The sequence below is a fragment of the Paraburkholderia sp. Cpub6 genome (genome assembly GCF_014201065.1).
Lineage (GTDB): Bacteria > Pseudomonadota > Gammaproteobacteria > Burkholderiales > Burkholderiaceae > Paraburkholderia > Paraburkholderia tuberum.
The window spans coordinates 1-23624 of the sequence record NZ_JACHDM010000022.1 but is presented as its reverse complement, the minus strand read 5'-3'; the positions used below and the strand labels follow the sequence as shown (position 1 = coordinate 23624).

General features: G+C 62.2%; 22 protein-coding genes. 10 read left to right on the top strand and 12 right to left on the bottom strand.

What is annotated here, in order from left to right:
• The first annotated feature begins 73 nt into the window (after positions 1-73).
• On the top strand, positions 74-1633 hold the full coding sequence (gene araG / locus HDG33_RS27940) for an L-arabinose ABC transporter ATP-binding protein AraG (RefSeq protein WP_184036781.1): 1560 nt from the start codon (positions 74-76) through the stop codon (positions 1631-1633).
• A gap of 74 nt (positions 1634-1707) precedes the next feature.
• Positions 1708-2712 carry an L-arabinose ABC transporter permease AraH gene (gene araH, locus HDG33_RS27935; RefSeq protein ID WP_090802302.1) on the top strand — a complete coding sequence of 335 codons (1005 nt, stop codon included), beginning with the start codon at positions 1708-1710 and terminating at the stop codon, positions 2710-2712.
• A gap of 251 nt (positions 2713-2963) precedes the next feature.
• On the opposite strand, the gene sap1 is transcribed toward araH, so the two are convergent.
• Complete coding sequence (gene sap1 / locus HDG33_RS27930) at positions 2964-3302, bottom strand: surface attachment protein Sap1 (protein ID WP_184036778.1); 339 nt, start codon at positions 3300-3302, stop codon at positions 2964-2966.
• A 621-nt stretch (positions 3303-3923) separates the two neighbouring features.
• Here sap1 and HDG33_RS27925 point away from each other — a divergent pair.
• The gene (locus HDG33_RS27925) at positions 3924-4103 is read left to right on the top strand and encodes a hypothetical protein (RefSeq protein WP_090805511.1); all 180 of its coding nucleotides are present in this window, start codon (positions 3924-3926) and stop codon (positions 4101-4103) included.
• Positions 4104-4307: 204 nt separating this feature from the next.
• Here HDG33_RS27925 and HDG33_RS27920 read toward each other — a convergent pair whose 3' ends face one another.
• Entirely contained in the window at positions 4308-4733 is a 426-nt protein-coding gene (locus tag HDG33_RS27920; RefSeq protein WP_184036775.1) for an HIT family protein, read from the bottom strand.
• Between the two features lie 101 nt (positions 4734-4834).
• A complete protein-coding gene (locus tag HDG33_RS27915; protein ID WP_184036773.1) occupies positions 4835-5770 on the bottom strand; it encodes a GlxA family transcriptional regulator in 936 nt (311 codons plus the stop codon).
• Positions 5771-5945: 175 nt separating this feature from the next.
• On the opposite strand from HDG33_RS27915, the gene HDG33_RS27910 reads away from it, so the two are divergent.
• Positions 5946-6785 carry an SDR family oxidoreductase gene (locus HDG33_RS27910; RefSeq protein ID WP_184036770.1) on the top strand — a complete coding sequence of 280 codons (840 nt, stop codon included), beginning with the start codon at positions 5946-5948 and terminating at the stop codon, positions 6783-6785.
• 29 nt (positions 6786-6814) lie between these two features.
• On the opposite strand, the gene HDG33_RS27905 is transcribed toward HDG33_RS27910, so the two are convergent.
• Complete coding sequence (locus HDG33_RS27905; protein ID WP_184036767.1) at positions 6815-7942, bottom strand: diguanylate cyclase; 1128 nt, start codon at positions 7940-7942, stop codon at positions 6815-6817.
• Between the two features lie 284 nt (positions 7943-8226).
• Between HDG33_RS27905 and HDG33_RS27900 the strand changes: the two genes are divergently transcribed.
• Positions 8227-8556 carry an ecotin precursor gene (locus tag HDG33_RS27900; protein ID WP_090802296.1) on the top strand — a complete coding sequence of 110 codons (330 nt, stop codon included), beginning with the start codon at positions 8227-8229 and terminating at the stop codon, positions 8554-8556.
• Positions 8557-8654: 98 nt separating this feature from the next.
• Here HDG33_RS27900 and HDG33_RS27895 read toward each other — a convergent pair whose 3' ends face one another.
• The 3 genes from HDG33_RS27895 to mnmE form a co-directional block, all read right to left on the bottom strand.
• Positions 8655-8816: a hypothetical protein gene (locus HDG33_RS27895; RefSeq protein ID WP_184036753.1), complete on the bottom strand. Its 162-nt coding sequence runs from the start codon at positions 8814-8816 to the stop codon at positions 8655-8657.
• Between the two features lie 267 nt (positions 8817-9083).
• Positions 9084-10253, bottom strand: coding sequence for an integrase arm-type DNA-binding domain-containing protein (locus tag HDG33_RS27890; RefSeq protein WP_184036750.1), 1170 nt, complete (start codon positions 10251-10253; stop codon positions 9084-9086).
• A gap of 183 nt (positions 10254-10436) precedes the next feature.
• Positions 10437-11831, bottom strand: coding sequence for a tRNA uridine-5-carboxymethylaminomethyl(34) synthesis GTPase MnmE (mnmE, locus tag HDG33_RS27885; RefSeq protein ID WP_184036747.1), 1395 nt, complete (start codon positions 11829-11831; stop codon positions 10437-10439).
• Between the two features lie 382 nt (positions 11832-12213).
• On the opposite strand from mnmE, the gene HDG33_RS27880 reads away from it, so the two are divergent.
• A complete protein-coding gene (locus HDG33_RS27880) occupies positions 12214-12621 on the top strand; it encodes a helix-turn-helix transcriptional regulator (RefSeq protein WP_018418931.1) in 408 nt (135 codons plus the stop codon).
• 137 nt (positions 12622-12758) lie between these two features.
• Here the strand turns inward: HDG33_RS27880 and yidC are convergent, their stop codons facing one another.
• The 4 genes from yidC to rpmH form a co-directional block, all read right to left on the bottom strand.
• Positions 12759-14417, bottom strand: a complete 1659-nt coding sequence (yidC, locus tag HDG33_RS27875; protein ID WP_184036745.1) for a membrane protein insertase YidC — start codon at positions 14415-14417, stop codon at positions 12759-12761.
• Positions 14418-14447: 30 nt separating this feature from the next.
• Positions 14448-14678: a membrane protein insertion efficiency factor YidD gene (gene yidD, locus HDG33_RS27870; RefSeq protein WP_167050029.1), complete on the bottom strand. Its 231-nt coding sequence runs from the start codon at positions 14676-14678 to the stop codon at positions 14448-14450.
• 112 nt (positions 14679-14790) lie between these two features.
• Positions 14791-15270 carry a ribonuclease P protein component gene (locus HDG33_RS27865; RefSeq protein WP_409259079.1) on the bottom strand — a complete coding sequence of 160 codons (480 nt, stop codon included), beginning with the start codon at positions 15268-15270 and terminating at the stop codon, positions 14791-14793.
• 19 nt (positions 15271-15289) lie between these two features.
• Entirely contained in the window at positions 15290-15424 is a 135-nt protein-coding gene (gene rpmH / locus HDG33_RS27860; protein ID WP_004198824.1) for a 50S ribosomal protein L34, read from the bottom strand.
• Between the two features lie 383 nt (positions 15425-15807).
• Here rpmH and dnaA point away from each other — a divergent pair, with 383 nt between their 5' ends.
• The 4 genes from dnaA (at position 15808) to HDG33_RS27840 (ending at position 23076) form a co-directional block, all read left to right on the top strand.
• Positions 15808-17400: a chromosomal replication initiator protein DnaA gene (gene dnaA, locus HDG33_RS27855; protein ID WP_221311567.1), complete on the top strand. Its 1593-nt coding sequence runs from the start codon at positions 15808-15810 to the stop codon at positions 17398-17400.
• Positions 17401-17931: 531 nt separating this feature from the next.
• Positions 17932-19035: a DNA polymerase III subunit beta gene (dnaN, locus tag HDG33_RS27850; protein ID WP_090802283.1), complete on the top strand. Its 1104-nt coding sequence runs from the start codon at positions 17932-17934 to the stop codon at positions 19033-19035.
• A 114-nt stretch (positions 19036-19149) separates the two neighbouring features.
• A complete protein-coding gene (gene gyrB, locus HDG33_RS27845; RefSeq protein WP_184036738.1) occupies positions 19150-21621 on the top strand; it encodes a DNA topoisomerase (ATP-hydrolyzing) subunit B in 2472 nt (823 codons plus the stop codon).
• Between the two features lie 549 nt (positions 21622-22170).
• Entirely contained in the window at positions 22171-23076 is a 906-nt protein-coding gene (locus HDG33_RS27840) for a dienelactone hydrolase family protein (RefSeq protein WP_260330607.1), read from the top strand.
• Between the two features lie 137 nt (positions 23077-23213).
• Here the strand turns inward: HDG33_RS27840 and HDG33_RS27835 are convergent.
• Positions 23214-23624, bottom strand: a 411-nt coding sequence (locus HDG33_RS27835) for a transposase (protein WP_184036734.1), incomplete at its 5' end; no start/stop codon positions are given.

The following is a 23624-nucleotide window of genomic DNA, read 5'->3' as shown; positions in this document are numbered from 1 at the left end:
ACGGCGGGCCGCCTCGTGCCTCGCGTTTAGCGCGAGCGCGGCCCGCTCAGGTTCATCCGTTCGAGGTTTTTCGATGACGTCCTTATTCACCGGGTCTCATGCCAGCGAGGCGGCGCTCGCGCCCTCGCCTGCATCGACGCCCGCATCCGACGCCCCCTATCTCCGGCTCGACGGCATCACCGTGCGCTTTCCGGGCGTGCTCGCGCTCGACCAGGTCTCGCTAGAAGTGCGCCGCGGCGAGGTGCACGGCCTGATGGGCGAAAACGGCGCCGGCAAATCGACGCTGCTGAAGGTGCTGTCCGGCGTCAATCATCCTGTCTCGGGCACGTTGTCGCTCGACGGCGTCGAGCAGCAGTTCGCGACGACCAAGGCGGCGATCGCCGCGGGCATCGCGATCATCTATCAGGAACTGCATCTGGTGCCGGAGCTGACGGTCGCCGAGAATCTGATGCTCGGCGCCCTGCCGAATCGCTTCGGCGTACTGGACGAAAAGGCTTTGGTCGCGCGTGCGATGCGCGAACTCGAACGGCTCGGCGAAAAGCTCGATCCGTCGCAGCAGGTCAAGCATCTGTCGATCGGTCAGCGGCAGATGATCGAAATCGGCAAGGCGCTGATGCGCGACGCGCGCGTGATCGCGTTCGACGAACCGACCAGCTCGCTGTCGTCGCGCGAAACCACGCAACTGTTCCGCATCATCCGCGCGCTGAAGGCCGAAGGCCGCGCGATCATCTACGTGACGCACCGGATGGATGAAGTCTACGAACTGTGCGATCGCGTCACGGTGTTTCGCGACGGCCGCCGCATCGACACTTTCGAGGCCGGCGCGGGACTCGATCGCGATCGGCTGATCAGCTGCATGGTGGGGCGCTCGATCACCGATGTGTACGGCTATCGTGCGCGCGAGCACGGCGACGTGCAGCTTCAGGTCGACGGCCTGATGGGACCGGGCCTGCGCGAACCGGCATCGTTTTCGGCGCGCAAGGGCGAGATCGTCGGCTTCTTCGGGCTCGTCGGCGCGGGCCGCTCCGAGCTGATGAAGCTGATCTACGGCGCGGTCAAGCCGAGCGCCGGCGAGGTCGCGCTGAAGGGCAAGCGCGTGCAGTTCGCCACGCCGCGCGACGCGGTGCGCGCCGGTGTCGCGCTGTGTCCCGAGGATCGCAAGCAGGAAGGCATCGTGTCGATCGCGTCGGTGTCGGACAACCTGAACATCAGCTGCCGCCGCCACTTCAGCCGCTTCAACGTGCTCAACGGCCGCAAGGAAGCGCAGACCACGCGTGAGTTCATCGGCAAGCTCGCGATCAAGACGCGCAACGGCGACACGCCGATCGGCACGCTGTCCGGCGGCAATCAGCAGAAGGTGATCCTGTCGCGCTGGCTTGCCGAAGAGATCGACGTGTTCCTGATGGACGAGCCGACGCGCGGCATCGACGTCGGGGCGCGCAGCGAGATCTATGGGCTGCTGTATGGGCTCGCCGAGGCGGGCCGCACGGTCATCGTCGTGTCGAGCGATCTCGCCGAGGTGATCGGCGTGACCGATCGCGTGATCGTGATGAAGGAAGGCCGCATCGTCGGCGATCTGCCGAAGGCGCAGGCCACGCCGGATGCGCTGATCAAGCTGGCATTGCCGCGCTGATCGCCCAACGGATCGCGCCACCAGACCCCTTACCGAATACCGCAACGAAAACGGCATTGAATGGAACAGACATCATGAATACACCTTCCACCGATTCCTCGACCCCCGCCGTCGCCTCCGTGGGCTTGACCGCGCGCGCCGCGCGCACCTGGGACCTGATCAACAAATCCGGCATCGTGATGGTGTTCATCGTCCTGTTCGCGGTGCTGTCGTTCACGGTCCCAGACTTTCTGAGCACGCGCAATATCCAGGGCCTGCTGCTGTCGGTCACGCTGATCGGCTCGATCTCCGTCACGATGATGTTCGTGCTCGCGCTCGGCGAGGTGGACCTGTCGGTGGCGTCGATCGTCGCGTTTTCGGGCGTGGTGGCTTCCGTGCTGATCACCGCGACGCACAGCGTGTTAGTCGGCATCACGGCCGGCGTGCTCGCGGGCGGCGCGGTCGGGCTCGTCAACGGCACGCTGGTCGCGCGCTACAAGATCAACTCGCTGATCGTCACGCTCGCGATGATGGAGGTCGTGCGCGGCCTCGCGTACATCACGTCGAACGGCGACGCGGTGATGATCTCCGAGGAGCGCTTCTTCGACCTCGGCGGCGGCTCGTTCCTCGGCATTTCTTATCCGATCTGGAGCAACATCGTCGGCTTCGTTCTGTTCGGCTTCCTGCTGAAAAAGACCGTGTTCGGCAAGAACGTGCTGGCCGTCGGCGGCAATAGCGAAGCGGCTGTGCTCGCGGGGCTGCCCGTCACGCGGATCAAGATCACCGTGTTCGTGCTGCAAGGCCTCGTGACCGGCTTCGCGGGCGTGATGCTCGCGTCGCGCATGAGCCTCGGCGATCCGAAGACGTCGGTCGGGCTCGAGCTCGGCGTGATTTCCGCGTGCGTGCTCGGAGGTGTGTCGCTGACGGGCGGTGTTGCGACGATCTCCGGCGTGCTGGTCGGCGTGCTGATCATGGGCTCGGTGCAGGACGCCATGAGTCTCCTGAACGTACCGACGTTCTATCAGTATCTGATTCGCGGCGGCATCCTGCTGCTCGCGGTTCTGTTCGACCAGTTCCGCCGCAGCAAGCGCGTGCACTGACGCGCCGTTGCTCGTGGCCGGTTTCCTGCGCTTTGCGAGAAGGCGTACTGCCGATGCGGGTCGATAAAACCCGCATCGGCTTTTTTATTGCAGGTGAAGCCTGGCAAGTATCAAAAGCAATAAAAAACGGCTTGGCATCGGAATGCCCAAGCCGTCTCTTTAGCTCACGCGTTCACGCCTGCGACTTTTAAAGCCGCAGCGGATACGCATGCGACCGTATTCCGGCTTTTGCCGGAATACCGGTGTTGTACTTATTGCCTGATGAATCGGTCGTTCGCCCAGAGCCCCTCGGTATCGCTATTGGCTGAATTCACGAACTCGACGTCGTGGCCGACCACCCGCACCACGCGGAAACTCGAGTCGGTCGGAGTCGACACGCATTGATATCCGGAGAAGAATTCCTGCATCTGCTGCTGTTCACCGGCTTGCGCGTGGTGATCGGCGGCATCGAGCTTGTCCTTCGATACGCAGCCATAGGCATTGGCCTTGAACTGGATCGTTTGCTGCGGCTTGATCACGACGTCTTGCGCCTGAACGCTAGCGGCAGCCAAACCCGCGATGGCGAAAACAACGGCAATTCGAGTTTTCATTCGTTCCTCCGGGGCGGGCCGAAAAATCTCGGTTAGCTATGTATTTAACTTTAACGGTGGACCCGCATCTCGCACTTTAGGAGAACCGATGAGAACGACAAGCACATCTTGTGTGCGATCGCAACAGTGGCGAATTGTCGCAGCTGCTGTCGAAGCTGATTAAAGCTTGAGCACATGCCTGACCGAATGGCAATGAAATGAATAACTAAAAATCCACTCTCGCCCATGCCTTAGCTGGTAAAGCTTTGCGCGCGCATTCACGTAAACGCGTAGCGTCAATTAAGCGATTTAATACAATTTAATCAATGGGTTTGTGCGTCGCACACAAAGTCATTCCACAGGCAAAAGCTGCGATGCGCAATAACGAGGCAAGTGCAGAAAATAAACAGTGCCAGCCGTCATTCACGGGCCTTGGTGAAACGCTTGCAACGCGCCATTGCCGAAAACGCATGAAAAAAAGCCGCGCGGCGCAAAGCCGCGTGGACAGGCGAGGGGGGCGCGATCGCAGTGCGATGTACCTTTCCCGTGCGGCCTGAATCCAGGTGGATCTTCGTCGAGCCGGTATGCGGGTACAGGCGGTGCTCTACAATGAAAACGAATCTCCTGCACCCGGAGGCTATCGTGAACGAGCACGTAATACTCGGGATTTTTCTGGTCGTTCCGCTGCTGATCGTCATGTTTCTTTTTTCCGACGAACTGTGGCAGGAGCATCGAGACCTGCACGACGGACGGCCGTTGCGAGCGCGTCGCCGACGCATCGACTGGCGGCATCCGCTACGCCGTTCGCGCGAGCGGCTCTGAGATTGCGAAGCGGGTCCCCAAAGAAAAAAAGCCTGCCACAGGGGCAGGCTGAAAAAAGAGATCCACACTCAATGCCTTGAACACAAGGCAATAGCAGTCTAGTCGCGACGCGCCAATCGGTGGTTTCAACGGCTTTTACAGTTGTTACCGGGCGTGACCGTAATGCGGGGCGCGACGTTGCGTCGGCAGGCCTCGCGTCGCGCTTCAGTGGGCGCGCCAGTGCGCGCGAATCTGTTTGGCGAGCGCTTCGAGCGTGTCCGGATCTGCGATCTCGCGCGCATGCAGCTTCAGCGGTTGGCCCTCCCAGCGCGGAATCACGTGGAAATGGACGTGCGGCACTGTCTGTCCCGCCGCCGCGCCGTTGAACTGGCCGATGAACACGCCGTCAGGACGCAGTGCCGCGCGCACCGCGATCGCGAGCTTTTGCGCCATGCGCGTCGACGCGACGAGCGCCGCATCCGACAGATCGAAAATTTCCGCGACCGCTTCCTTCGGCACGACGAGCAGATGGCCGTCGGCTTGCGGCATCAAGTCCATGAAAGCCAGCGCCTGGTCGTTTTCGGCCACCTTGATGCACGGTAGTTCGCCGCGCAAGATTTTGGCGAACGGGTTGCTGTCGTTGTAGCTCATCGCGTTTCCTTTCATTTGGGCTGGGTTCGATTCACGGGTCGAGCGGGATACTTTTTTTGCGTGGCTTCGCACCGCGGGTTTCCTATTCTCTACCCGAACGCTTACGCCACGCGTGCGGCACGCCGGATCGCTTGAGGTGGCTGGCCGAACGCGCGCAAAAACGCGCGCCGCATCCGCTCGGGGTCGATGAAGCCAGTGTCGGCTGCGACGGTTTCGATCGAATGACGGCCGGTTTCGAGCATCGTGCGAGCCGCTTCGACACGCAGCGCTTCGATCGCGCGGGCCGGCGACTGGCGCGTCTCGTCGCGAAACGCGCGGCTGAACTGGCGCGGGCTCAGATGCGCAACGTCGGCGAGCTGCTCGACGGTCAGCGGCTCGTGCAGATGGCTCTTCGCATACGACAGCGCGTTCTGGATCCGATCGGATTTCGGTTCGAGATCGAGCATCGCGGAGTACTGCGATTGCCCGCCGGTGCGCCGGTGATAGACCACGAGCTTCTTCGCGATCGCGCGCGAAACCGCGACGCCGAGGTCGTTCTCGACGAGCGCGAGGCACAGATCGATACACGCGGTCATGCCGGCCGACGTCCACACCGAGCCGTCGACGATGAAGATGCGGTCCTCGTCAACCCGCGCGCGCGGAAAGCGCCGTTGCAAATCGCGCGCATGCGCCCAGTGCGTAGTCGCGTGGCGGCCGTCGAGGATGCCCGCTTCGGCGAGCACGAACGCGCCGGTGCAGATGCTCGCGGTGCGGCGCGAGGCGGCGAGGGCGTCGTTCAGAAACGCGAGCAGCCCCGGCGACGACGGCGCGATCTCCATCGCGCCGGTGACGATCACCGTGTCGTAGGCCGGATCGCCGAACGGGCGCGTCGCGACCTCGACGCCCGCCGAGCTGCGCACCATGCCGCCGTGCTCGGAGATCACCGCGACGTCGTACGCTGGCTCGCTGGTGTCCTGATTGGCGAGTTCGAAAATCGATACCGCGACCATGTCGAGGATCTGAAAGCCCGGAAAGACCACCACGCCGATGCGTTTCATTTACGATGTCCGGAAACGAGGGAAATATGACATTTGAGACAAAACAGTACGCACCTAAACTCAGCTCCTCAACCCCGCCGTATCAGCGCAAAAGCCGCAAGGCGGCGAGTTCACGGATGTTCCCATTCACCGGACAGGGCGGCCGCATCATGCGCAGCCCGCAAGGAGAGCTTCAATGGCAACGCAGGCAGACAAGGGCGTACAAGGCAATTCGAACGAAGGCAAGGGTACGGCGGTGGTCACGGGCGCATCGTCGGGTATCGGCGCGGTCTACGCGGACCGGCTCGCGCGACGCGGCTACGACCTGCTGCTGATCGCGCGCGACGGCGCACGCCTCAGCAGCTTCGCCGACCGGCTGACGAAGGAAACCGGCCGCCGCGTGAGCACCGTCAGCGCCGATCTGACCAACAAGGCCGACGTGCGCCGCATCGAGAACCAGTTGCGCGCCGAGCGCGGCATCACGATGCTGATCAACAACGCGGGCGTCGGCGCGACCGCGACGCTGGTCGACTCCGACATCGATGAACTCGAGCAGATGATCGAGCTGAACGTGACCTCGCTCACGCGCCTGACGGCGGCGGTGTTGCCGGGCTTCATCGCGCGCGGCGCCGGTACGGTGATCAATATCTCGTCGATCGTCGCGCTGGCGCCGGAATTGTTGAACGGCACCTATAGCGGCACCAAGGCCTACGTGTTGAACCTCACGCAGTCGCTGCATCACGAGGTGGGCGGCAAGGGCGTGCGGCTGCAAGCGGTGCTGCCGGGCGCGACGAGCACAGCGTTCTGGCATCGCGCGGGTCTCGCGGTCGAGAACCTGCCTTCGCAGATCGTGATGAGCGCCGAGGACATGGTCGACGCGGCGCTTGCCGGTCTCGACCAGGGCGAGCTGGTGACGATCCCGTCGTTGCCCGATGCCGCCGACTGGGAGCGTCTGAACAGCGCGCGTTTGCATCTGCAGCCGAATCTGTCGCGCAGCGCGCCGGCCGAGCGCTATACGCGCGCCGTGGCCGCGTAAGCCGAAGGTTGAGGAGGGCGGCGCCAGACTCAGCCGCTCACGGCCACCTGATTCTTGCCGTCGTGTTTCGCGCGATACAGGCCGACGCCGGCGGCCTCGATCAGCGTCGTGACCGGTTCGGCGGCCGACGGCACCACCATCGCCGCGCCGATGCTGATCGTGACGACGCCCTCTGCCGAGCCCGCATGGGTGATCGCGCGGTCTTCGACCGCGATGCGGATTTTCTCCGCGAGCAGGCGCAAGCCGCCCGCCGACGTGTCCGGCACGACCACCGCGAACTCCTCGCCGCCGAAGCGCGCGGCGAGATCCAGTGAATGGCCGAGGCACGCTTCGATCGTATGCGCGACGCTCTTCAGCACTTCGTCGCCGGCGACGTACCCATAGGTGTCGTTGTAGGCCTTGAAGTGATCGACGTCGATCATCAGGAGGCCGAGGCCGGTCTTGTCGCGGGTGCCGCGGTGCCATTCGGCCGCCAGATACTGGTCGAGGTAGCGGCGGTTCGACAGGCCGGTCAGACCGTCCGAATGCGTGAGCCGCTGCAACTCCAGATTCGTCGCCAGCAGTTGCCGCTGAGATTGCCGCAGCGCGCGGTACGCCTCGTCGCGTTGCAGCAGGTGTAGATACGAGCGCGAGTGATAGCGGATGCGCGCTATCAGCTCGATGCGGTCGGGCAGCTTCACGAGGTAGTCGCTCGAACCGGCCGCGAACGCCGCGCTTTTGACGAGCGGCTCTTCGTTGGTCGACAGCACGACGATCGGGATGTCGCGAGTGGCGGGATTCAGCCGGTATTGCCGCACCAGCGTCAGACCGTCGGTGCCCGGCATCACGAGATCTTGCAGGATCACCGTCGCGCGCGTTTCCTCGGCGCAGCGCACCGCGTCTTCCCATGACGCGCAGTAGCGAAAGTGGATGCCCGGCTCGTCGGCGAGCGCCTCGCGCACCCCCTCGGCGATGACCGCCTGGTCGCCGACCAGCAGCACCATGATCGGGCACTCGGCCGCCGGCGGGTCGGCGAGGATGCGCGCGAGCGCGTCGTCGCAGGCGAGACTGGGCGCATCCTCAGCGACGAGCGCGTGCGCCTGCGCCTGCGCGTTCGCGTTCGCGTCGTCTGTGGGATGCAGCGTTGCGGCGTTCTGGGGCGGTTTAGAGGTATCCATGCGGTTCGGCCAGGATGAAGTTCAGGGAGGGCACGTCAGCTTGCGGGGAGGCGAGGCGCTCGTTGACCACTGCCATTGGTCAGATAATAGTCGGCGCGCGCATCAAGGCCAGCGCGGCGATCTTCCCCGCGATGCCTGGATGAAAAGCAGCGCAATGCCTGCGTGAGTTAACGCGTCCAACGTTATGCACCTGTTACAGAGTTAATCTCCGGTTACCAACTGCAGCATCTATTTCCGCGCGCGCCGGCGACAATTCGTCCATGCCTGAACGGCGGGAGCTCAATATGAAAAAGATCGCAGTGGCGTTGGTAATGGCGGGTAGTTTGACGGTGGCGGGCCAGGCGTCCGCGCACGGACACGGCGGTGATGTGGTGGGTGCGCTGATTGGCGGCGCGGTGTTGGGCGCGGTGGTCACCTCGGCGTTGACGCCGGCGCCGGTGGTCGCGTATCCGCAGCCGGTCTATGCCGAGCCCGCGTACCAGCCCGCGCCGGCTTACGTGGCACCGCCGCCCGGATATTGCTACGACCAGTATCAGCGCGCCTATGTCGCGTGCGGCGCACCGCCGCCCGGACAGTACGGCTATGCGCAACCGCAACCCGAGCCGCAGTGGTGAGCGCGGCCAGGCTCTGATGCGCGGATGATTCAGCCGAACAACGCGCAGACAAAAAGGCCGTCGCCCAATGCGACGGCCTTTTCCATTTGAGGCGCGGCTTAATGCTTGTGATGCAGCCACTCCGCGTAATGCGTGTCGAGCCAGCGCTCGAGCCTGGGCGGCCTGGACGGGTCACGGTGACGCGACATCATCCAGATGGCAAGGCCGACCACGAGCATGACGGCGGGCCCCATCAGATAGGCGAGCATTGATTCAGGCATCGGAACCTCCGTATCGGCTTGCATCCATCTCTCAGTGTAGGCGAAGGAAGCGGGGAAAGAACGACGATGTCAAACGGCCCAGAGAAGCGAAAAAAGGCGCATTTGCGCCCGGTTTGGAAACCTGTTTTTTTGATGAATTTTCCTTTATTTGCTTAGCGTCTGGGCGAGGTCGCATTAGCCTGTGTACCATCCTGTTACCGGCCTGACGGCAAGCGTCACATGGCGCCAAAACCCATGACAATGCCGTCAAGCCGTCCCGTTCGCCGTCTACCGCGCGACTTCCATCTGGCTATCGACAAAGTCCGCCCAACTCTGAAGCATGCGACGCTGCCACGCCGCTTGGTCGGTTGCTTCACGCTTCGCGATGTCGCCCCCCGCAGCCGTTTGCTGTTCCATGTCGCGCAGATGCGACGACGCCGTGCGACGAAAGTCGTGCAGCACGAAATGCTCCACGTCGAGCCCCAATGCCTTGACTGCCTGGTTCAGCGTGCTTTTCGCGATCGGCCGATCGTCGCCCCTGACGCTCGGGAACACGAACGTCTCGCTGGTGCGCCCGCGCTGCAGCTCGCGCAGCAGCGCAACCGCCTGACGCGGCAAACGGACGACGCGGTCCTCGCGCGCGTTCAGGCGCGCGGCGGGGATCGTCCACTGCGCGTTGTCGAGATCGAACTCGACCCATGTCGATTCGACGAGGTCCGCTTTGCGTGCCATCGTCAGCACCAGCAGATGCAGCGCGAGCTTCAGCGGACGGCGGATATTGGATGCGTCGATCGTGCGCAGCATGACACCGATCTCGGCGCCGGACAGCACGCGGGTGCGGCTGTCGACGGTCGCGATCGAGCGCGCCGGTACGACTTCCGCGGGATTGCCGGTCGCGAGCTGGCGCGCGATCAGGTATGCGTACAGGCGCTTCACGACGTTGCGCGTGTGCAGCGCCATTTTCGGCGAGCCGCGGCTTTTGATGCGCTCGCAGATCGCGACGACGTCGTCAGCGGTGACCGCGCCGATCGGCTTGTTGCCGATCGCGGGTAGCACGTCCTTGTCGAGCGCGCGCCGCGTGGTGCGGCGATATTCATCCGACTTGCCGGCCAGCGCCGTCGCGAGATAAAGCTCGGCCGCTTCGCGCAGCACGTCGGCCTTGCTCTCGGCACCGCGATCGCGCCGCGCGGTTGCGACCGGCGAGATGCCCTGCGCGACGAGCGCCGCGTACCTCTGCGCCTTCGCGCGCGCGACGCGCAGCGAAATCATCCGGTAATCGCCGATGGTCGCGAGCGGCTGACGCTTGCCGTTCAACGTATAGCGGAAGCGCCAGACCTTGGTGCCGGTCGTCATGACCTCGATCACGAGGCCGTTGCCGTCGGCGACGCAGTAGCGGGTCGCGCGCGGTTCGAGCGCGCGGATCTCGGATTCGGTGAGCGGGGTGGCGAGGCGGGGCATGCTTTGGGGACGCTGTACGTTTAGGCTCGGACAGCTGGATTCTAAACCTTTGCCCGGTTGTGTACCAAAAATCCGGTGGCTTTTTGGTCGACGGAGTGCGATTTTCGCGTGTGCGGCAGCGGCGCCGATTCGGCCGTGAAAGCCTATATGACGGCCGGATTGCGGCGACGCACAAGTTCGGCGTTACTTGCCGATACAGAATCGGCTGAAAATCACGCCGAGCAGATCGTCCGAACTGAACTCACCGGTGATCGAGTTCAGTTGATCCTGCGCGAGCCGCAATTCCTCGGCGAACAGATCGAGCGCCTGCGCGTTCTGCTCCGCATGCACGGCGGCGGTCGCCAGATGCTCGTCGGCCGCGCGCAACGCGATCAGGTGCCGCTCGCGCGCGAGATAGATGCTCTCCGCGCCCGCCTGCCAGCCGGCAATCCGCAGCAGTTCGTCGCGCAGCAGCGCGACGCCGTCACCCTTCTTCGCCGACAGCCGCACCTCGCTAAGTTCGAGGTCGGCGTCGAGCGCCTGCGTCGCGGGCGCGAGCCCTGTCAGGTCGGTCTTGTTCAGGACGCGGACGACAGGCACGCCGCGCGGAAAGCGTCCGGCGATCGTTTCGTCGCCGACCGTCATTCCGGCGCGCGCGTCGAGCAGATGCAGCACCACGTCCGCGCGCTCGATCTCGCCCCACGTGCGCTCGATGCCGATCTTCTCGACCTCGTCCTCGGTCTCGCGCAGGCCGGCCGTGTCGATCACGTGCAGCGGGATGCCTTCGATCTGGATCGTCTGCGCGACCTTGTCGCGCGTCGTGCCGGCGATCGGCGTGACGATCGCGAGTTCGGCGCCGGCGAGCGCGTTCAGCAACGACGACTTGCCGACGTTCGGCTGCCCCGCCAGCACGACCGACAAACCTTCGCGCAGCAACGCGCCCTGGCGCGCCTCGCTCAGCACGTGCGCGAGACGCTCGCGTATGCGCACGAGCTTGCCGCGCGCGTCGGCGGCTTCGAGGAAGTCGATTTCCTCTTCCGGGAAGTCGAGCGTCGCTTCGACCAGCATCCGCAGCGTGATCACCTCTTCGACCAGCGCGTGGATGTCGCGCGAGAACGCGCCGTCGAGCGAGCGGCCGGCCGAACGCGCGGCGGCCTCGGTGCTTGCCTCGATCAGATCGGCGACGGCCTCGGCCTGCGCGAGGTCGAGCTTGTCGTTCAGAAACGCGCGACGCGTGAATTCGCCGGGCTCGGCGAGCCGTAGACCGAACGCGCGGCCGGCGTCGATGCAGCGCTGCAGGACCAATTGCAGCACGACCGGGCCGCCATGGCCTTGCAGTTCAAGCACGTGCTCGCCGGTGTACGAATGCGGCGCCGGAAAGTACAGCGCGATGCCGCGATCGAGCGGATTGCCGCTCGCGTCGAGAAACGGCACGTAGCTCGCGTAACGCGCCGCGAGCGTCTGGCCGGTGAGGGCCTGCATCAACGGCTGGGCCGCCGCCGCGCCAGCGCGGCCGAACGAAATCCGCACTACGCCGATGCCTCCCCGGCCGGGCGCGGTAGCAATGGCAACGATGGGATCGGAGTCGGTCGTGAGCATGTGAAGTCGGGCGAAACGGGAGGGGAAGGGCAGGGCCGCGTCGGTCGAGCCGGCGCGAGGCATTGTAACGCGCGCGCCTCGCACGGAAGGGCTGGTGACAAGGACGCGAAGCGGATGACGTGCCCGTTCGCCCCTATCGTTTGAACAACTCAGATTTATCCCAATTAAGCTAGGATTATTACCGCGCCACTTAGGAATTATTGAGACTCGGCAGGAGCTGCAGTTCAGGCAAAGCCAAGCCTGGCAATCGAGAGATTAAAAAAATCAAATTCGCGCAACGCGTTATGGGGCGCGCGCTGCAAGCTAAAACTATCTCAAATAAGAGAAAACAAAGCTTGATCGGTTGTCAACTGGCTGAACTCCGAATTGCACAATCTGGCCCATGCCGACCGACAAAGAAAAAGCCGCCTTCGCCAAGAGGCTGAAGGATCTGCTGGAGCCGCTGAAAATCCGCGGCGGGACCAAACTCGCCGAGCAATTCAATCTTCGCTATTACGGCGAGCGGCCCGTGACGCCCCAGACCGCACACAAATGGCTGACGGGCACGACGATCCCGAAGCCGGACAAGTTGCGCACGCTCGCCGAATGGTTGAACGTCAAGGAGCACTGGCTCCATTACGGACCACCGCCCGGCGCCAGCGCACGACCGATGGCACGTGGCGAAAAATATCCGCCGACACCCGAAACGATCGAACTCGCTTCGAAGATCGCATCGTTGACCCCGAAGGACCGGAATCTGGTCGAGGAAATGATCGTGCGTTTTTACGGCGAAGATTCCGACGAAGAGTGAACGACGAAACTCAAGCGCAGCCGCCCGCCGCATTTCCTTCAACCGCACCATAAAAAAAGCCGCCCGGTTCGCACCGGGCGGCTTTTCGTTTTGAGCTTGCGTCACGGCGGCCCTGCGGGCCGCCACCGGACGGAACATCAGGCCGGCTTCGCCTTCGAACTGCCCATCATCCGCGTGATGTAGTACTGCTGCGCGATCGACAGCACGTTGTTCACGACGTAGTACAACACGAGACCCGCGGGGAAGAAGAAGAACATCACCGAGAACGCGATCGGCATGAACATCATCATCTTCGCCTGGACTGGGTCCGGCGGCGTCGGGTTCAAGCGGGTCTGCAGGAACATCGACACGGCCATCAGGATCGGCAGGATGAAGTACGGGTCCTGCTGCGACAGATCCTGAATCCATAGAATCCACGGCGCGCCGCGCATTTCCACCGACGACAGCAACACCCAGTACAGCGAGATGAACACCGGGATCTGGATCACGACCGGCAGACAGCCGCCGAACGGATTGACCTTCTCGGTCTTGTACAGCTCCATCAGCGCCGCGTTCATCTTCTGCGGATCGCCCTTGAAACGCTCGCGCAGCGCCTGCATGCGCGGCGTGATCGCCTTCATGCGCGCCATCGACTTGTAGCTCGCGGCCGACAGCGGGAAGAACACCGCCTTGATCAGCACCGTGAGCAGCACGATCGACCAGCCCCAGTTGCCGACATAGCTGTGGATCTTCGACAGCAGCCAGAACAGCGGCTTCGCGATGATCGTGACCCAGCCGTAGTCCTTCACCAGATCGAGACCCGGCGCGATACCTGCGAGCATCTTTTCTTCTTCCGGACCGGCGAACAGACGCGCGGACACGCTGACGGTCTGGCCCGGTTGAATGGTCGGCATCGCCTCCTTCATGCCGACGCGATACAGCGACGGATCGATCTTCTCGGCGTAGAACTCGCGCTTCACGCCTTCCTGCGGAATCCAGGCCGACGCGAAGTAGTGCTGGACCATCGCGACCCAGCCGTCGTTGGCCGACGTCGCGAAGTTCTGCTTGTTCTTGTCGAGATCGCTGAACGTCATCTTCTGGAAGTGATGCTCGTTCGTGTAGACAGCCGGTCCGATGAACGTGTGCGAGAAGCGCGGCGTTTCGACCGGCTGGTCGTCGCGCACGAGTTCCATATAGAGCTGCGGCGTCACCGGCGTGGTGCCGACGTTCTGGACCTTCGTCTCGACGCCGATCACGTAGCTGCCGCGCGTGAACGTATACGTCTTGATGACCCGGAGGCCGCCCTTTTCCGGCGACTCGAAGCTCATCTGGAACGAGTTCTGGCCGTCGGCCAGATGGGTCGGCTGATTCGGCATCAGCGTAAAGATGTCGTTGTGATTCGGGAAGTCACCGCCGAGCAGGCCAGTGCGCGCCAGATACGTGTGATTGTTCGTTTTGTCGAACAGCGTGATCACGAGATCCGGCTGCTTGCCGTCGCCCTGCTTGACGAGCGACAGGCGCGACAATGTGCCACCGCGGGTGTCGATTTCGCCGCTATAGACGTCGGTGCCGAACTTCACGAGCTGCGACTGCTCGGCCGCTGGCGCGTTGCCCGGCGCGGCCGCGTTGGTTGTCGGCAGATCGGCCGGCTGGGTGCCCGGTGTCGTGGTGCCCGGCGCGGCGCTGCCGGCGGTCTGGGTCGGTGTCGTGCTCGGGAAGAACATCGACGGGCGTCCGTGGTCGCGTTGCCAGTTGTCGAACAGCATGACAGCTGACATGAAAAAGATGACCCATAGGACGGTGCGTTTGATATCCATGCGTTGTCTCAGTGTCGATGGAACGGCGCGTCAGCGCTTTTCAGAAGTGGGTGGCGGGACGAGATCGATGCCGCCCGCGGAAAACGGGTGGCAGCGGCAAACACGCCTCACGGCGAGATAAGTCCCGCGCGCGGCGCCATGATACTGGATTGCCTCGCGCGCGTAATCAGAGCAGGAAGGGTAAAAACGGCACCGGTTGCCGAGCATGGGGCTCACGGCAAGCTTGTAAAAGCGCAATAAAGCGAAGAGTACCGTTTGCATGGCAGGTGCGGCCGTACGGCGCCGCGCAACGTGAAGTACAGGACGACGCCCGCGCTCTGAAGCTGCCGGCGCAACGCCCGTTGCGGCGACGGCGGTTCGGGCGGTCACTGCGTCATTCCGTCCTGGGCGCCTCCGCGGGCGGCGCCTGACGACGGGTAATTTCGCGCGCTGCCTTGTCGAGCAGCGCCTCGATTTCGCTGCGGCACAGCGCCTTCAACGGCGACGACGACGCGCTCGGCAAAGCTTTTTTGTCGAAACGCGCGTGTAGACGCAGCAGCACATCCCAACCGCCGAATTCCGCGCGACGCAGCCGGAAGGCTTCGCGCGCGATCCGGCGCACCAGATTCCGCGTAGCCGCGCGCGGCGCATACTTCTTACCGATCACGAGGCCAAGACGCGCCTCGTTGCCGGTGGGCCGGCCGTACACGACGAAGTGTGCGGTACGGCGCCACGGCCGCAAACGAAAAACGGATGAAAATTCATCCGTTTTTAGCAGCCTTGCGGCTTTGGGGAAGGCGGCTTGCGCTCGCAACGGAACCGAGCCCGGTTGCTGCGCCCCGGCCGCTCCCGCTTCGCCGCGGGTTTCGGTCACAGCGCGCAATCCGCTTGCCTTAGATCGCGAGGCGCTTGCGGCCCTTCGCGCGACGTGCGTTGATGACCTTGCGGCCGCCAGCGGTCTTCATGCGAACGCGGAAGCCATGGGTGCGCTTGCGACGGGTAACGGAAGGTTGGTAAGTACGTTTCATGTTGCTCTCACTTGATCGAAAAAAACCGCGCGATCATCGCTGAAAGCGCAATGGCCGGTGGTTTACTGAAATTGGTTTTCGCGGAACCCGCTATTTAAACTGGTTTTCCGTTGGCCGTCAATAGTTTAGCCGTCGTCTGGCGCAGCCGGAGGTTGCCGGACCAAGCGATCGGTCCCTGTGGATAACTCACTTTCGGGTTCGTTTTGGCGTTAGAATCTCGCCTTACTTCCCAAAAATGTTGCACGCCGCTCCGGCACGCTTATCCCGCAGACCCTTGTGGCACAGGCGTCTGGGGCCGTTACGCCTGGCTGCTCAGGGCCTTGTTGCGCGTGCGCGACAGTGGCAGCGGCGACCGCCGTGCACACCATAACGATAGCAACTTGATGAACGAATTCTGGCAACACTGTTCCGCATTGCTGGAGCGTGAGCTTACGCCCCAGCAGTACGTGACGTGGATCAAACCCTTGGCCCCGGTCGCCTTCGACGCCGATGCGAACACGTTGAGCATTGCCGCGCCGAACCGCTTCAAGCTCGACTGGGTCAAGAGCCAGTTCTCCGGCCGCATCGCGGACATGGCCCGCGATTTCTGGCATGCGCCGGTGGACGTGCAATTCGTATTGGATCCGAAGGCCGGCATGCGTAGCCCAACGGCCGCGGCGCCGGCTCCGTCGTCGGCACGCCCGGCTTCGGCCGCGCCGCAGGGCGGTAATGCCGGCGGCGTCGCGGCCGTCCATGCGGCTGTCGGCGCCGTGCACGCCGCGCATGCCGCGCGCGCGAATCCCGCAGCTGCGGCGCTCGCAGCGCAAAACGCGAATTCGCGCAGCGCCGCCGAAGACGTCGCAGACCTCGATCTGCCGAGCCTGGACGCGAACGAAGCCGCCGCCGGACGTCGCACGTGGCGCCCAGGCCAAGGCGTGGGCGCCACGGCATCCAGCGAGAGCGACTCGATGTACGAGCGCTCGAAGCTGAACCCCGTGCTGACCTTCGACAACTTCGTGACCGGTAAGGCGAATCAGCTCGCGCGCGCCGCGGCGATCCAGGTCGCCGACAACCCCGGCATTTCGTATAACCCGCTGTTCCTGTACGGTGGCGTGGGCCTCGGCAAGACACACCTGATCCATGCTATCGGAAATCAGTTGCTGATGGACAAACCCGGCGCGCGGATTCGCTACATCCACGCGGAACAGTACGTGTCCGATGTCGTGAAGGCGTACCAGCGCAAGGCGTTCGACGACTTCAAGCGCTACTACCACTCGCTCGACCTGCTGCTGATCGACGATATTCAGTTCTTCTCGGGCAAGTCGCGCACGCAGGAGGAATTCTTCTACGCTTTTGAGGCGCTGGTCGCCAACAAGGCGCAAGTGATCATCACGAGCGATACCTATCCGAAGGAAATCTCGGGTATCGACGATCGGCTGATCTCGCGCTTCGACTCCGGCCTGACGGTGGCGATCGAGCCGCCCGAACTCGAAATGCGCGTCGCGATTCTGATGCGCAAGGCCCAATCGGAGTTCGTGAGCCTGAATGAGGACGTCGCGTTCTTCGTCGCGAAGCATCTCCGCTCGAACGTGCGCGAGCTCGAGGGCGCGCTGCGCAAGATCCTCGCGTATTCGAAGTTCCACGGCCGCGAAATCACGATCGAACTGACCAAGGAAGCGCTGAAAGACCTGCTGACGGTGCAGAACCGGCAGATTTCGGTGGAAAACATCCAGAAAACGGTCGCCGACTTCTACAGCATCAAGGTCGCGGACATGTATTCGAAGAAGCGTCCGGCGAACATCGCGCGGCCACGGCAGATCGCGATGTACCTGGCGAAGGAATTGACGCAGAAGAGTCTGCCGGAAATCGGCGAGCTGTTCGGCGGGCGCGACCACACGACGGTGCTGCACGCGGTGCGCAAGATCGCCGACGAGCGCAGCAAGGACGCGCAGCTGAATCACGAACTGCACGTGCTGGAGCAGACGCTGAAGGGCTAAACGGGCTGGCCGCACGCGACCGTGAAACGGACGTCGGCGGCAGGAAACGCTGGAAGCGGCTACGCAGTGGTTTGAATGAGGCCGCGAAAACGCTGCAAATCGACAAACGGGCAGGGGACCCCACAACCCGACGGCGCTGTCGGGGCCGAACGGGAAATGACAAGGAACGCGACGGTAAGCGGGCAGAAGCGACGTAAAAAGCGCGGCAAACCCGTGACGAATTTGCGGCGCAACCGGCCAGAAGTGGCGGAACAACGAGCCTGCGAACCGGTAGCGCCGCGCAGCGGCGCGACAAGTCGGCGGCAGCCCGGACCACGCCCTACAAAATCGACCTGTTTATTCCCGAACTCGCCCCCATTTTAGTGAGGCGGTCCCGTTTTCAGGCACAATACAGGTTTAACCGCCCGGCGGCGACGGGCGGATTTCACGCCGTGTCGGGCGCTTTTCAGGGCGCCGGCGGGGAGCCGTGGCTGCGCGCTGAAAAGCTTGTCCCGTAAGGCGTGCAGGCCGTTACATCAACGAAGGAACCCTATGCAACTGGTCAAGACCGAACGCGACAACCTCCTCAGGCCGCTGCAAACCGTGAGCGGCATCGTCGAACGCCGCCATACGTTGCCGATCCTCGCCAATTTGCTGATCACCAAGAACGGTCCTGACGTATCGTTCCTGTCGACCGACCTGGAGTTGCAGATCACCACGCGCGCCGATTTCGGCGTGGGCGGCGATTCGGTCGCGACCACGGTGGCGGCACGCAAGCTCCTCGACATTCTGCGCGCGATGCCTGACGGCCAGGTCACGCTGACGCTGAACGACAAGCGTCTGACCGTGCAATCCGGCAAGAGCCGCTTTGCGCTGCAGACGCTCGCCGCGGACGAATTCCCGACCGTCGCTCAGGCCAAAGACTACGGCGCGAGCCTGGTGGTTCCTCAAAAGACGTTCCGCCAGCTGCTCGGCATGGTCCATTTCTCGATGGCCCAGCAGGACATCCGCTACTACCTGAACGGCATGCTGCTGGTGGTGGACGGCGATCAGCTGATGGCGGTCGCGACCGACGGTCACCGTCTCGCGTTCTCGTCGATGAAGATCGAGGGCTCCTTCGCGCGCCACGAAGTGATCATTCCGCGCAAGACGATTCTCGAACTGCAGCGCCTGCTCGAAGACATCGACGACACGCTGAAGATTGACATCGCGCAGACGCAGGTCAAGTTCACGTTCGGTCAGGTTGAACTCGTGTCGAAGCTCGTGGAAGGCAAGTTCCCCGACTTCCAGCGCGTGATTCCGAAGTCGCACAAGAACAAATTCCAGATTGGCCGCGAAGAACTGCAGCGTTCGCTGCAACGCGCGGCGATTCTGACGTCGGATAAGTTCAAGGGCGTGCGCTGCATCGTCGAGCCGGGCCAGTTGAAGATCATGTCGACCAACGCCGATCAGGAAGAGGCGCAGGAAGAACTGGAAATCGCATACGACGGCGACAGCGTCGATATCGGGTTCAACGTCACGTATCTGCTCGACGTGCTCGCGAATTTGAAGGTCGACATGCTGCAGGTGAGCCTGGGTGATGCCAGCTCCAGCGCGTTGATCACGATTCCCGAGAACGACGAATTCAAGTACGTGGTGATGCCGATGCGCATCTGACGCGTCCAACATCAAGAAGAACACCAAGGGGCGCAGCGCCCCTTTGGCGTTTTTATGGCGTTTTGAAAAGTCCAGAGCAGCAACCTTGCAGTAACGCAGAACCGGAAAAAATCCATGACTGAAACGAACAATACGCAGCCCGATAACAGCTACGGCGCCTCGTCCATCCAGATCCTCGAAGGTCTGGAAGCCGTGCGCAAGCGGCCTGGGATGTACATCGGGGATACATCGGATGGCACCGGTTTGCACCACCTCGTGTTCGAAGTGCTCGACAACTCGATCGACGAAGCGCTCGCCGGCCATTGCAACGACATCCAGGTGATCATCCACGCGGACAACTCCGTGTCGATCACCGATAACGGCCGCGGCGTGCCGACCGGCCTCAAGATGGACGACAAGCACGATCCGAAGCGCAGCGCCGCCGAAATCGTGATGACCGAGCTGCACGCCGGCGGCAAGTTCGACCAGAATAGCTACAAGGTGTCGGGCGGCCTGCACGGCGTGGGCGTGTCGTGCGTGAACGCGCTGTCGGCGTGGTTGCGCCTCACCGTGCGCCGCGACGGCAAGAAGCACTTCATGGAATTCCACCGTGGTGTGCCGCAGAACCGCGTGCTCGAAGAGATCGACGGCGTGACCACGTCGCCGATACAGGTGATCGGCGACACCGAAAACCGCGGCACCGAAGTGCATTTCATGGCCGATGAAAAGATTTTCGGCAATGTTGAATACCACTACGACATTCTCGCGAAGCGGATTCGTGAGCTTTCGTTCCTCAATAACGGCGTGCGGATTCGATTGGTGGATCAGCGCTCGGGTAAGGAAGAGGATTTCGCGTTCGTCGGCGGCGTGAAGGGTTTTGTCGAGTACATCAACAAGAACAAGTCCGTGCTGCACCCGAACATCTTCCACATCATGGGCGAGAAGGATGGTGTGGGCGTCGAAGTGGCGATGCAGTGGAACGACAGCTACAACGAAAACGTGCTGTGCTTCACGAACAACATTCCGCAGCGCGATGGCGGCACGCACCTTACCGGTCTGCGTGCGGCGATGACGCGCGTGCTGAACAAGTACATCGCCGATCACGAAGTCGCGAAGAAGGCGAAGGTCGAAACGTCGGGCGATGACATGCGTGAAGGGCTGTCGTGCGTGCTGTCGGTGAAGGTGCCGGAGCCGAAGTTCAGCTCGCAGACGAAGGACAAGCTGGTGTCGTCGGAAGTGCGCGCGCCGGTGGAAGAAGTGGTCGCAAAGGCGCTCGAGGAATTCCTGCTCGAGACGCCGGGCGATGCGAAGATCATCTGCGGCAAGATCGTCGATGCGGCGCGTGCGCGCGACGCGGCGCGCAAGGCGCGTGAGATGACGCGTCGTAAGGGCGTGCTCGATGGCGTCGGTTTGCCCGGCAAGCTCGCGGATTGCCAGGAGAAGGACCCGGCGAAGTCGGAGATTTATATCGTCGAGGGTGACTCGGCGGGTGGGTCGGCGAAGCAGGGGCGTGATCGGAAGTTTCAGGCTATCTTGCCGCTGCGCGGCAAGGTGCTGAACGTCGAGAAGGCGCGTTACGACAAGCTGCTTTCTTCCGAGCAGATCGTTACGCTGATTACCGCGCTTGGCTGCGGGATCGGCAAGGAAGATTACAACCTCGACAAGCTGCGCTATCACCGCATCATCATCATGACCGATGCTGACGTCGATGGCGCGCACATCCGGACGCTGTTGTTGACGTTCTTCTATCGGCAGATGCCGGAGATGATCGAGCGCGGGTATATCTATATCGCGCAGCCGCCGCTTTACAAGATCAAGGCGGGGAAGGATGAGCGGTATCTGAAGGATGAGTCGGAAGTCAACGCTCATATTCTTCGGCTCGCGTTGCAGGGGTCGGAGTTGGTGGCTTCTGAAGGTGCGACTCCGATTACCGGGGATGCGTTGGGTGAGTTGGCTCGGGCTTATCTGTTGGCGCAGGCCGTGGTTGATCGGTTGAGCCGGCTGTATGACGCGGGTGCGCTCGAGGCCGTGATGGATGGGGTTGCTATCGATCTGTCCAGTGAGCAGGCCGCCGAGGCTTCGGCGCGCGCGCTCGAAGCGAAGCTGCGGGATGATGCGTTGAAGCCCGAGGTGACCGTGACCACGATGTATGACCCTGTGCGGGAGCTGCGCTCGCTGCGCGTCGCGCGGACGCATCATGGGAATCAGAAGATTTCTGTGATCGATGAAGAGTTTCAGTTGACTGCGGATTATCAGCAGCTGGTGACAACCGCAAATACGTTCAAGGGGTTGATTGGCTCTGGCGCTGTGATCAAGCGTGGGGAGCGGAGTATGGCTGTCACCGACTTTAAGAGTGCGATGAAGTGGCTGCTGGCTGATGCTGAGAGGAATATGTCCAAGCAGCGCTATAAAGGCCTCGGGGAGATGAATCCGGAGCAGCTTTGGGAGACGACCATGGATCCTGCGGTGCGGCGTCTTCTTCGGGTGCAGATTGAGGATGCTATTGCTGCTGATGGCATCTTTACTACGCTCATGGGGGATGATGTGGAGCCGCGCAGGGCTTTTATTGAGTCGAATGCGTTGAGGGCGGGGAATATCGACGTTTGAGGGTGTATGTAGGTAGACGCATAACCTGAGAAAAACGGGCCCGTAAGTTGAGAAACTTATGGGTCTTTTTATTAATAGTCAGGCTGATGAACAATACGTCGACGTGTTGATACTGCTTGAGCTTTTCTTCCTGCTCGCGGAGTCGAAATTCAGGCCAAACAGCTCTTGGTGGCTTTCTTTGAGTTTTTGCTCCTCTCCCGCTCAGGAATCAACCTGGGGGCGGCGAAGTGAAATCGGCGCTATGCTCGCGCGCCGATCGCGCTCGGCGATTCCGAACGGCTAAAGCGACTCGAATCCTCGACTTTCTGGACATGCGCGACCCGACGAATCGATAAAGTGTCTGCCGTCTGCCGTCACCGTCTGTCGTATCACGACAATTCTGTCATTTGCATTGCATTCCTGCCCGGACCGCCTATAACGCTGCATAAATAACTCTGTCCGTACTCATGGGAGACGGCCATGTTCGCAAGTGTGAGAGGCTTGCCGTTCCTTTTGCTTGTCCTTGTGCTCCTTTGCATTCCGCGCGTCCTCTACGCGCAGGTGGCGCGAATGGAAGTCATTCCATTCGAGTCGATGACGCTCACAGACGAGCAATTTCTGGCCGGAAGCGAAGACGGCAAGCGCGTGACGATAGCCGGTGAATTGCGGCTGCCTCGCCCCGGGACCGACAGGCTGCCCGCCGTCATACTGCTGCACCCGTCCGGGGGTATCGGCGGCCAGATAACGGACTGGGAGCAGTGGTTCCTGTCATTGGGCGTTGCCACTTTCGTGGTCGACAGTTTCACGGGCCGAGGCATACAAAACACAATCAATGACCAGAGTCAGCTTGGCAGACTCGCCCAGATAGAAGACGCGTATCGCGCGCTCAGCCTTATTTCCAAACACCCTCGTGTCGACGCGAGCCGCGTGATGCTGATGGGTTTTTCTCGTGGCGGGCAAGGCACGCTCTACGCGAGCATGACGCGCTTCCAGAAAGCGCATGCCGATGCGTCCACGCCAGGATTTGCCGCCTATGTTCCGCTTTACCCAGACTGCAGTGCCCGCTACCTCGATGACGACAACGTTTCAAAGGCTCCTATTCGCATATTCCATGGAAGCGCAGACAACTATGACCCGATTGGGCCTTGCAAGGCCTATGTGGAACGGCTGAAGGCCAAGGGGGTGGACATAGAGCTCACCGAGTTTGCCGGGGCCAATCATATCTTCGATGGGCGCGCCTTCGCGCATCCAACCCCACTGCCAAAAGCGCAAACCGTGCGCAACTGTGCATGGGAAGAACACAGCGCCGGACAATTGCTCAACGTCAAAAGCAACCTGCCGTTCTCATATGCGGACCCCTGTGTTGAACGGGGCGTGACAATCGGGTACGACGAGAGCGCGACGGAGCAAACGAAGAAGGCAATAGCTAACCTGGTTACCACTACGCTTAAGCCGACACCGACACGTGCCCCGTAATTCCGTTGAGACTGGCGGGAACAGCATTGCTTTGGGCTGTTACGTAAAACGCGCGGAGATTTGCTTTCTGCGCGAACGGGTCGCCACTATTCGGTTGCCGCGGGGGTGTCCGGAATTTTGTGTAAACGGGTTGAGGTTTAACCCGGCACCAGCCGCTCTTCGAACTGGATCGTGAAGCGGTTCAGTGCAGCCTTCCAGTCGCGGATCGGCATCGTCCACTTCTTGCTGATGTTGTTCAGGGCCAGGTAAAACAGCTTGGTGACGGCCTCATCGGTCGGGAACGAGCTGCGGGTCTTGATCACCTTGCGCAGGCTCATGTTGATCGATTCTATTGCATTCGTGGTGTAAATCACCTTCCTGATCTCCGGTGGGTAATCGAAGAACGGAATCACCCGTGCCCAGTTGCGTCGCCAGCTCTGCCCGATGGACGGATAGTCCTTGTCCCACCTGGCTTCGAAGGCGCCCAGCATCTGTTCGGCCATCTCGACGGTCGATGAAGTGTAAATCGTCTTCAGGTCGGCGGCGACTTCCCGCTGCATTTTCCACGG

Excerpts from the sequence above, each read along its gene's own strand:
- araG (WP_184036781.1), top strand. The coding sequence starts at position 74 with ATGACGTCCTTATTCACCGGGTCTCATGCCAGCGAGGCGGCGCTCGCG.
- araH (WP_090802302.1), top strand. The coding sequence starts at position 1,708 with ATGAATACACCTTCCACCGATTCCTCGACCCCCGCCGTCGCCTCCGTG.
- sap1 (WP_184036778.1), bottom strand. The coding sequence starts at position 3,302 with ATGAAAACTCGAATTGCCGTTGTTTTCGCCATCGCGGGTTTGGCTGCC.
- HDG33_RS27920 (WP_184036775.1), bottom strand. The coding sequence starts at position 4,733 with ATGAGCTACAACGACAGCAACCCGTTCGCCAAAATCTTGCGCGGCGAA.
- HDG33_RS27915 (WP_184036773.1), bottom strand. The coding sequence starts at position 5,770 with ATGAAACGCATCGGCGTGGTGGTCTTTCCGGGCTTTCAGATCCTCGAC.
- HDG33_RS27910 (WP_184036770.1), top strand. The coding sequence starts at position 5,946 with ATGGCAACGCAGGCAGACAAGGGCGTACAAGGCAATTCGAACGAAGGC.
- HDG33_RS27905 (WP_184036767.1), bottom strand. The coding sequence starts at position 7,942 with ATGGATACCTCTAAACCGCCCCAGAACGCCGCAACGCTGCATCCCACA.
- HDG33_RS27900 (WP_090802296.1), top strand. The coding sequence starts at position 8,227 with ATGAAAAAGATCGCAGTGGCGTTGGTAATGGCGGGTAGTTTGACGGTG.
- HDG33_RS27895 (WP_184036753.1), bottom strand. The coding sequence starts at position 8,816 with ATGCCTGAATCAATGCTCGCCTATCTGATGGGGCCCGCCGTCATGCTC.
- HDG33_RS27890 (WP_184036750.1), bottom strand. The coding sequence starts at position 10,253 with ATGCCCCGCCTCGCCACCCCGCTCACCGAATCCGAGATCCGCGCGCTC.
- mnmE (WP_184036747.1), bottom strand. The coding sequence starts at position 11,831 with ATGCTCACGACCGACTCCGATCCCATCGTTGCCATTGCTACCGCGCCC.
- HDG33_RS27880 (WP_018418931.1), top strand. The coding sequence starts at position 12,214 with ATGCCGACCGACAAAGAAAAAGCCGCCTTCGCCAAGAGGCTGAAGGAT.
- yidC (WP_184036745.1), bottom strand. The coding sequence starts at position 14,417 with ATGGATATCAAACGCACCGTCCTATGGGTCATCTTTTTCATGTCAGCT.
- yidD (WP_167050029.1), bottom strand. The coding sequence starts at position 14,678 with ATGCAAACGGTACTCTTCGCTTTATTGCGCTTTTACAAGCTTGCCGTG.
- rpmH (WP_004198824.1), bottom strand. The coding sequence starts at position 15,424 with ATGAAACGTACTTACCAACCTTCCGTTACCCGTCGCAAGCGCACCCAT.
- dnaA (WP_221311567.1), top strand. The coding sequence starts at position 15,808 with ATGAACGAATTCTGGCAACACTGTTCCGCATTGCTGGAGCGTGAGCTT.
- dnaN (WP_090802283.1), top strand. The coding sequence starts at position 17,932 with ATGCAACTGGTCAAGACCGAACGCGACAACCTCCTCAGGCCGCTGCAA.
- gyrB (WP_184036738.1), top strand. The coding sequence starts at position 19,150 with ATGACTGAAACGAACAATACGCAGCCCGATAACAGCTACGGCGCCTCG.
- HDG33_RS27840 (WP_260330607.1), top strand. The coding sequence starts at position 22,171 with ATGGAAGTCATTCCATTCGAGTCGATGACGCTCACAGACGAGCAATTT.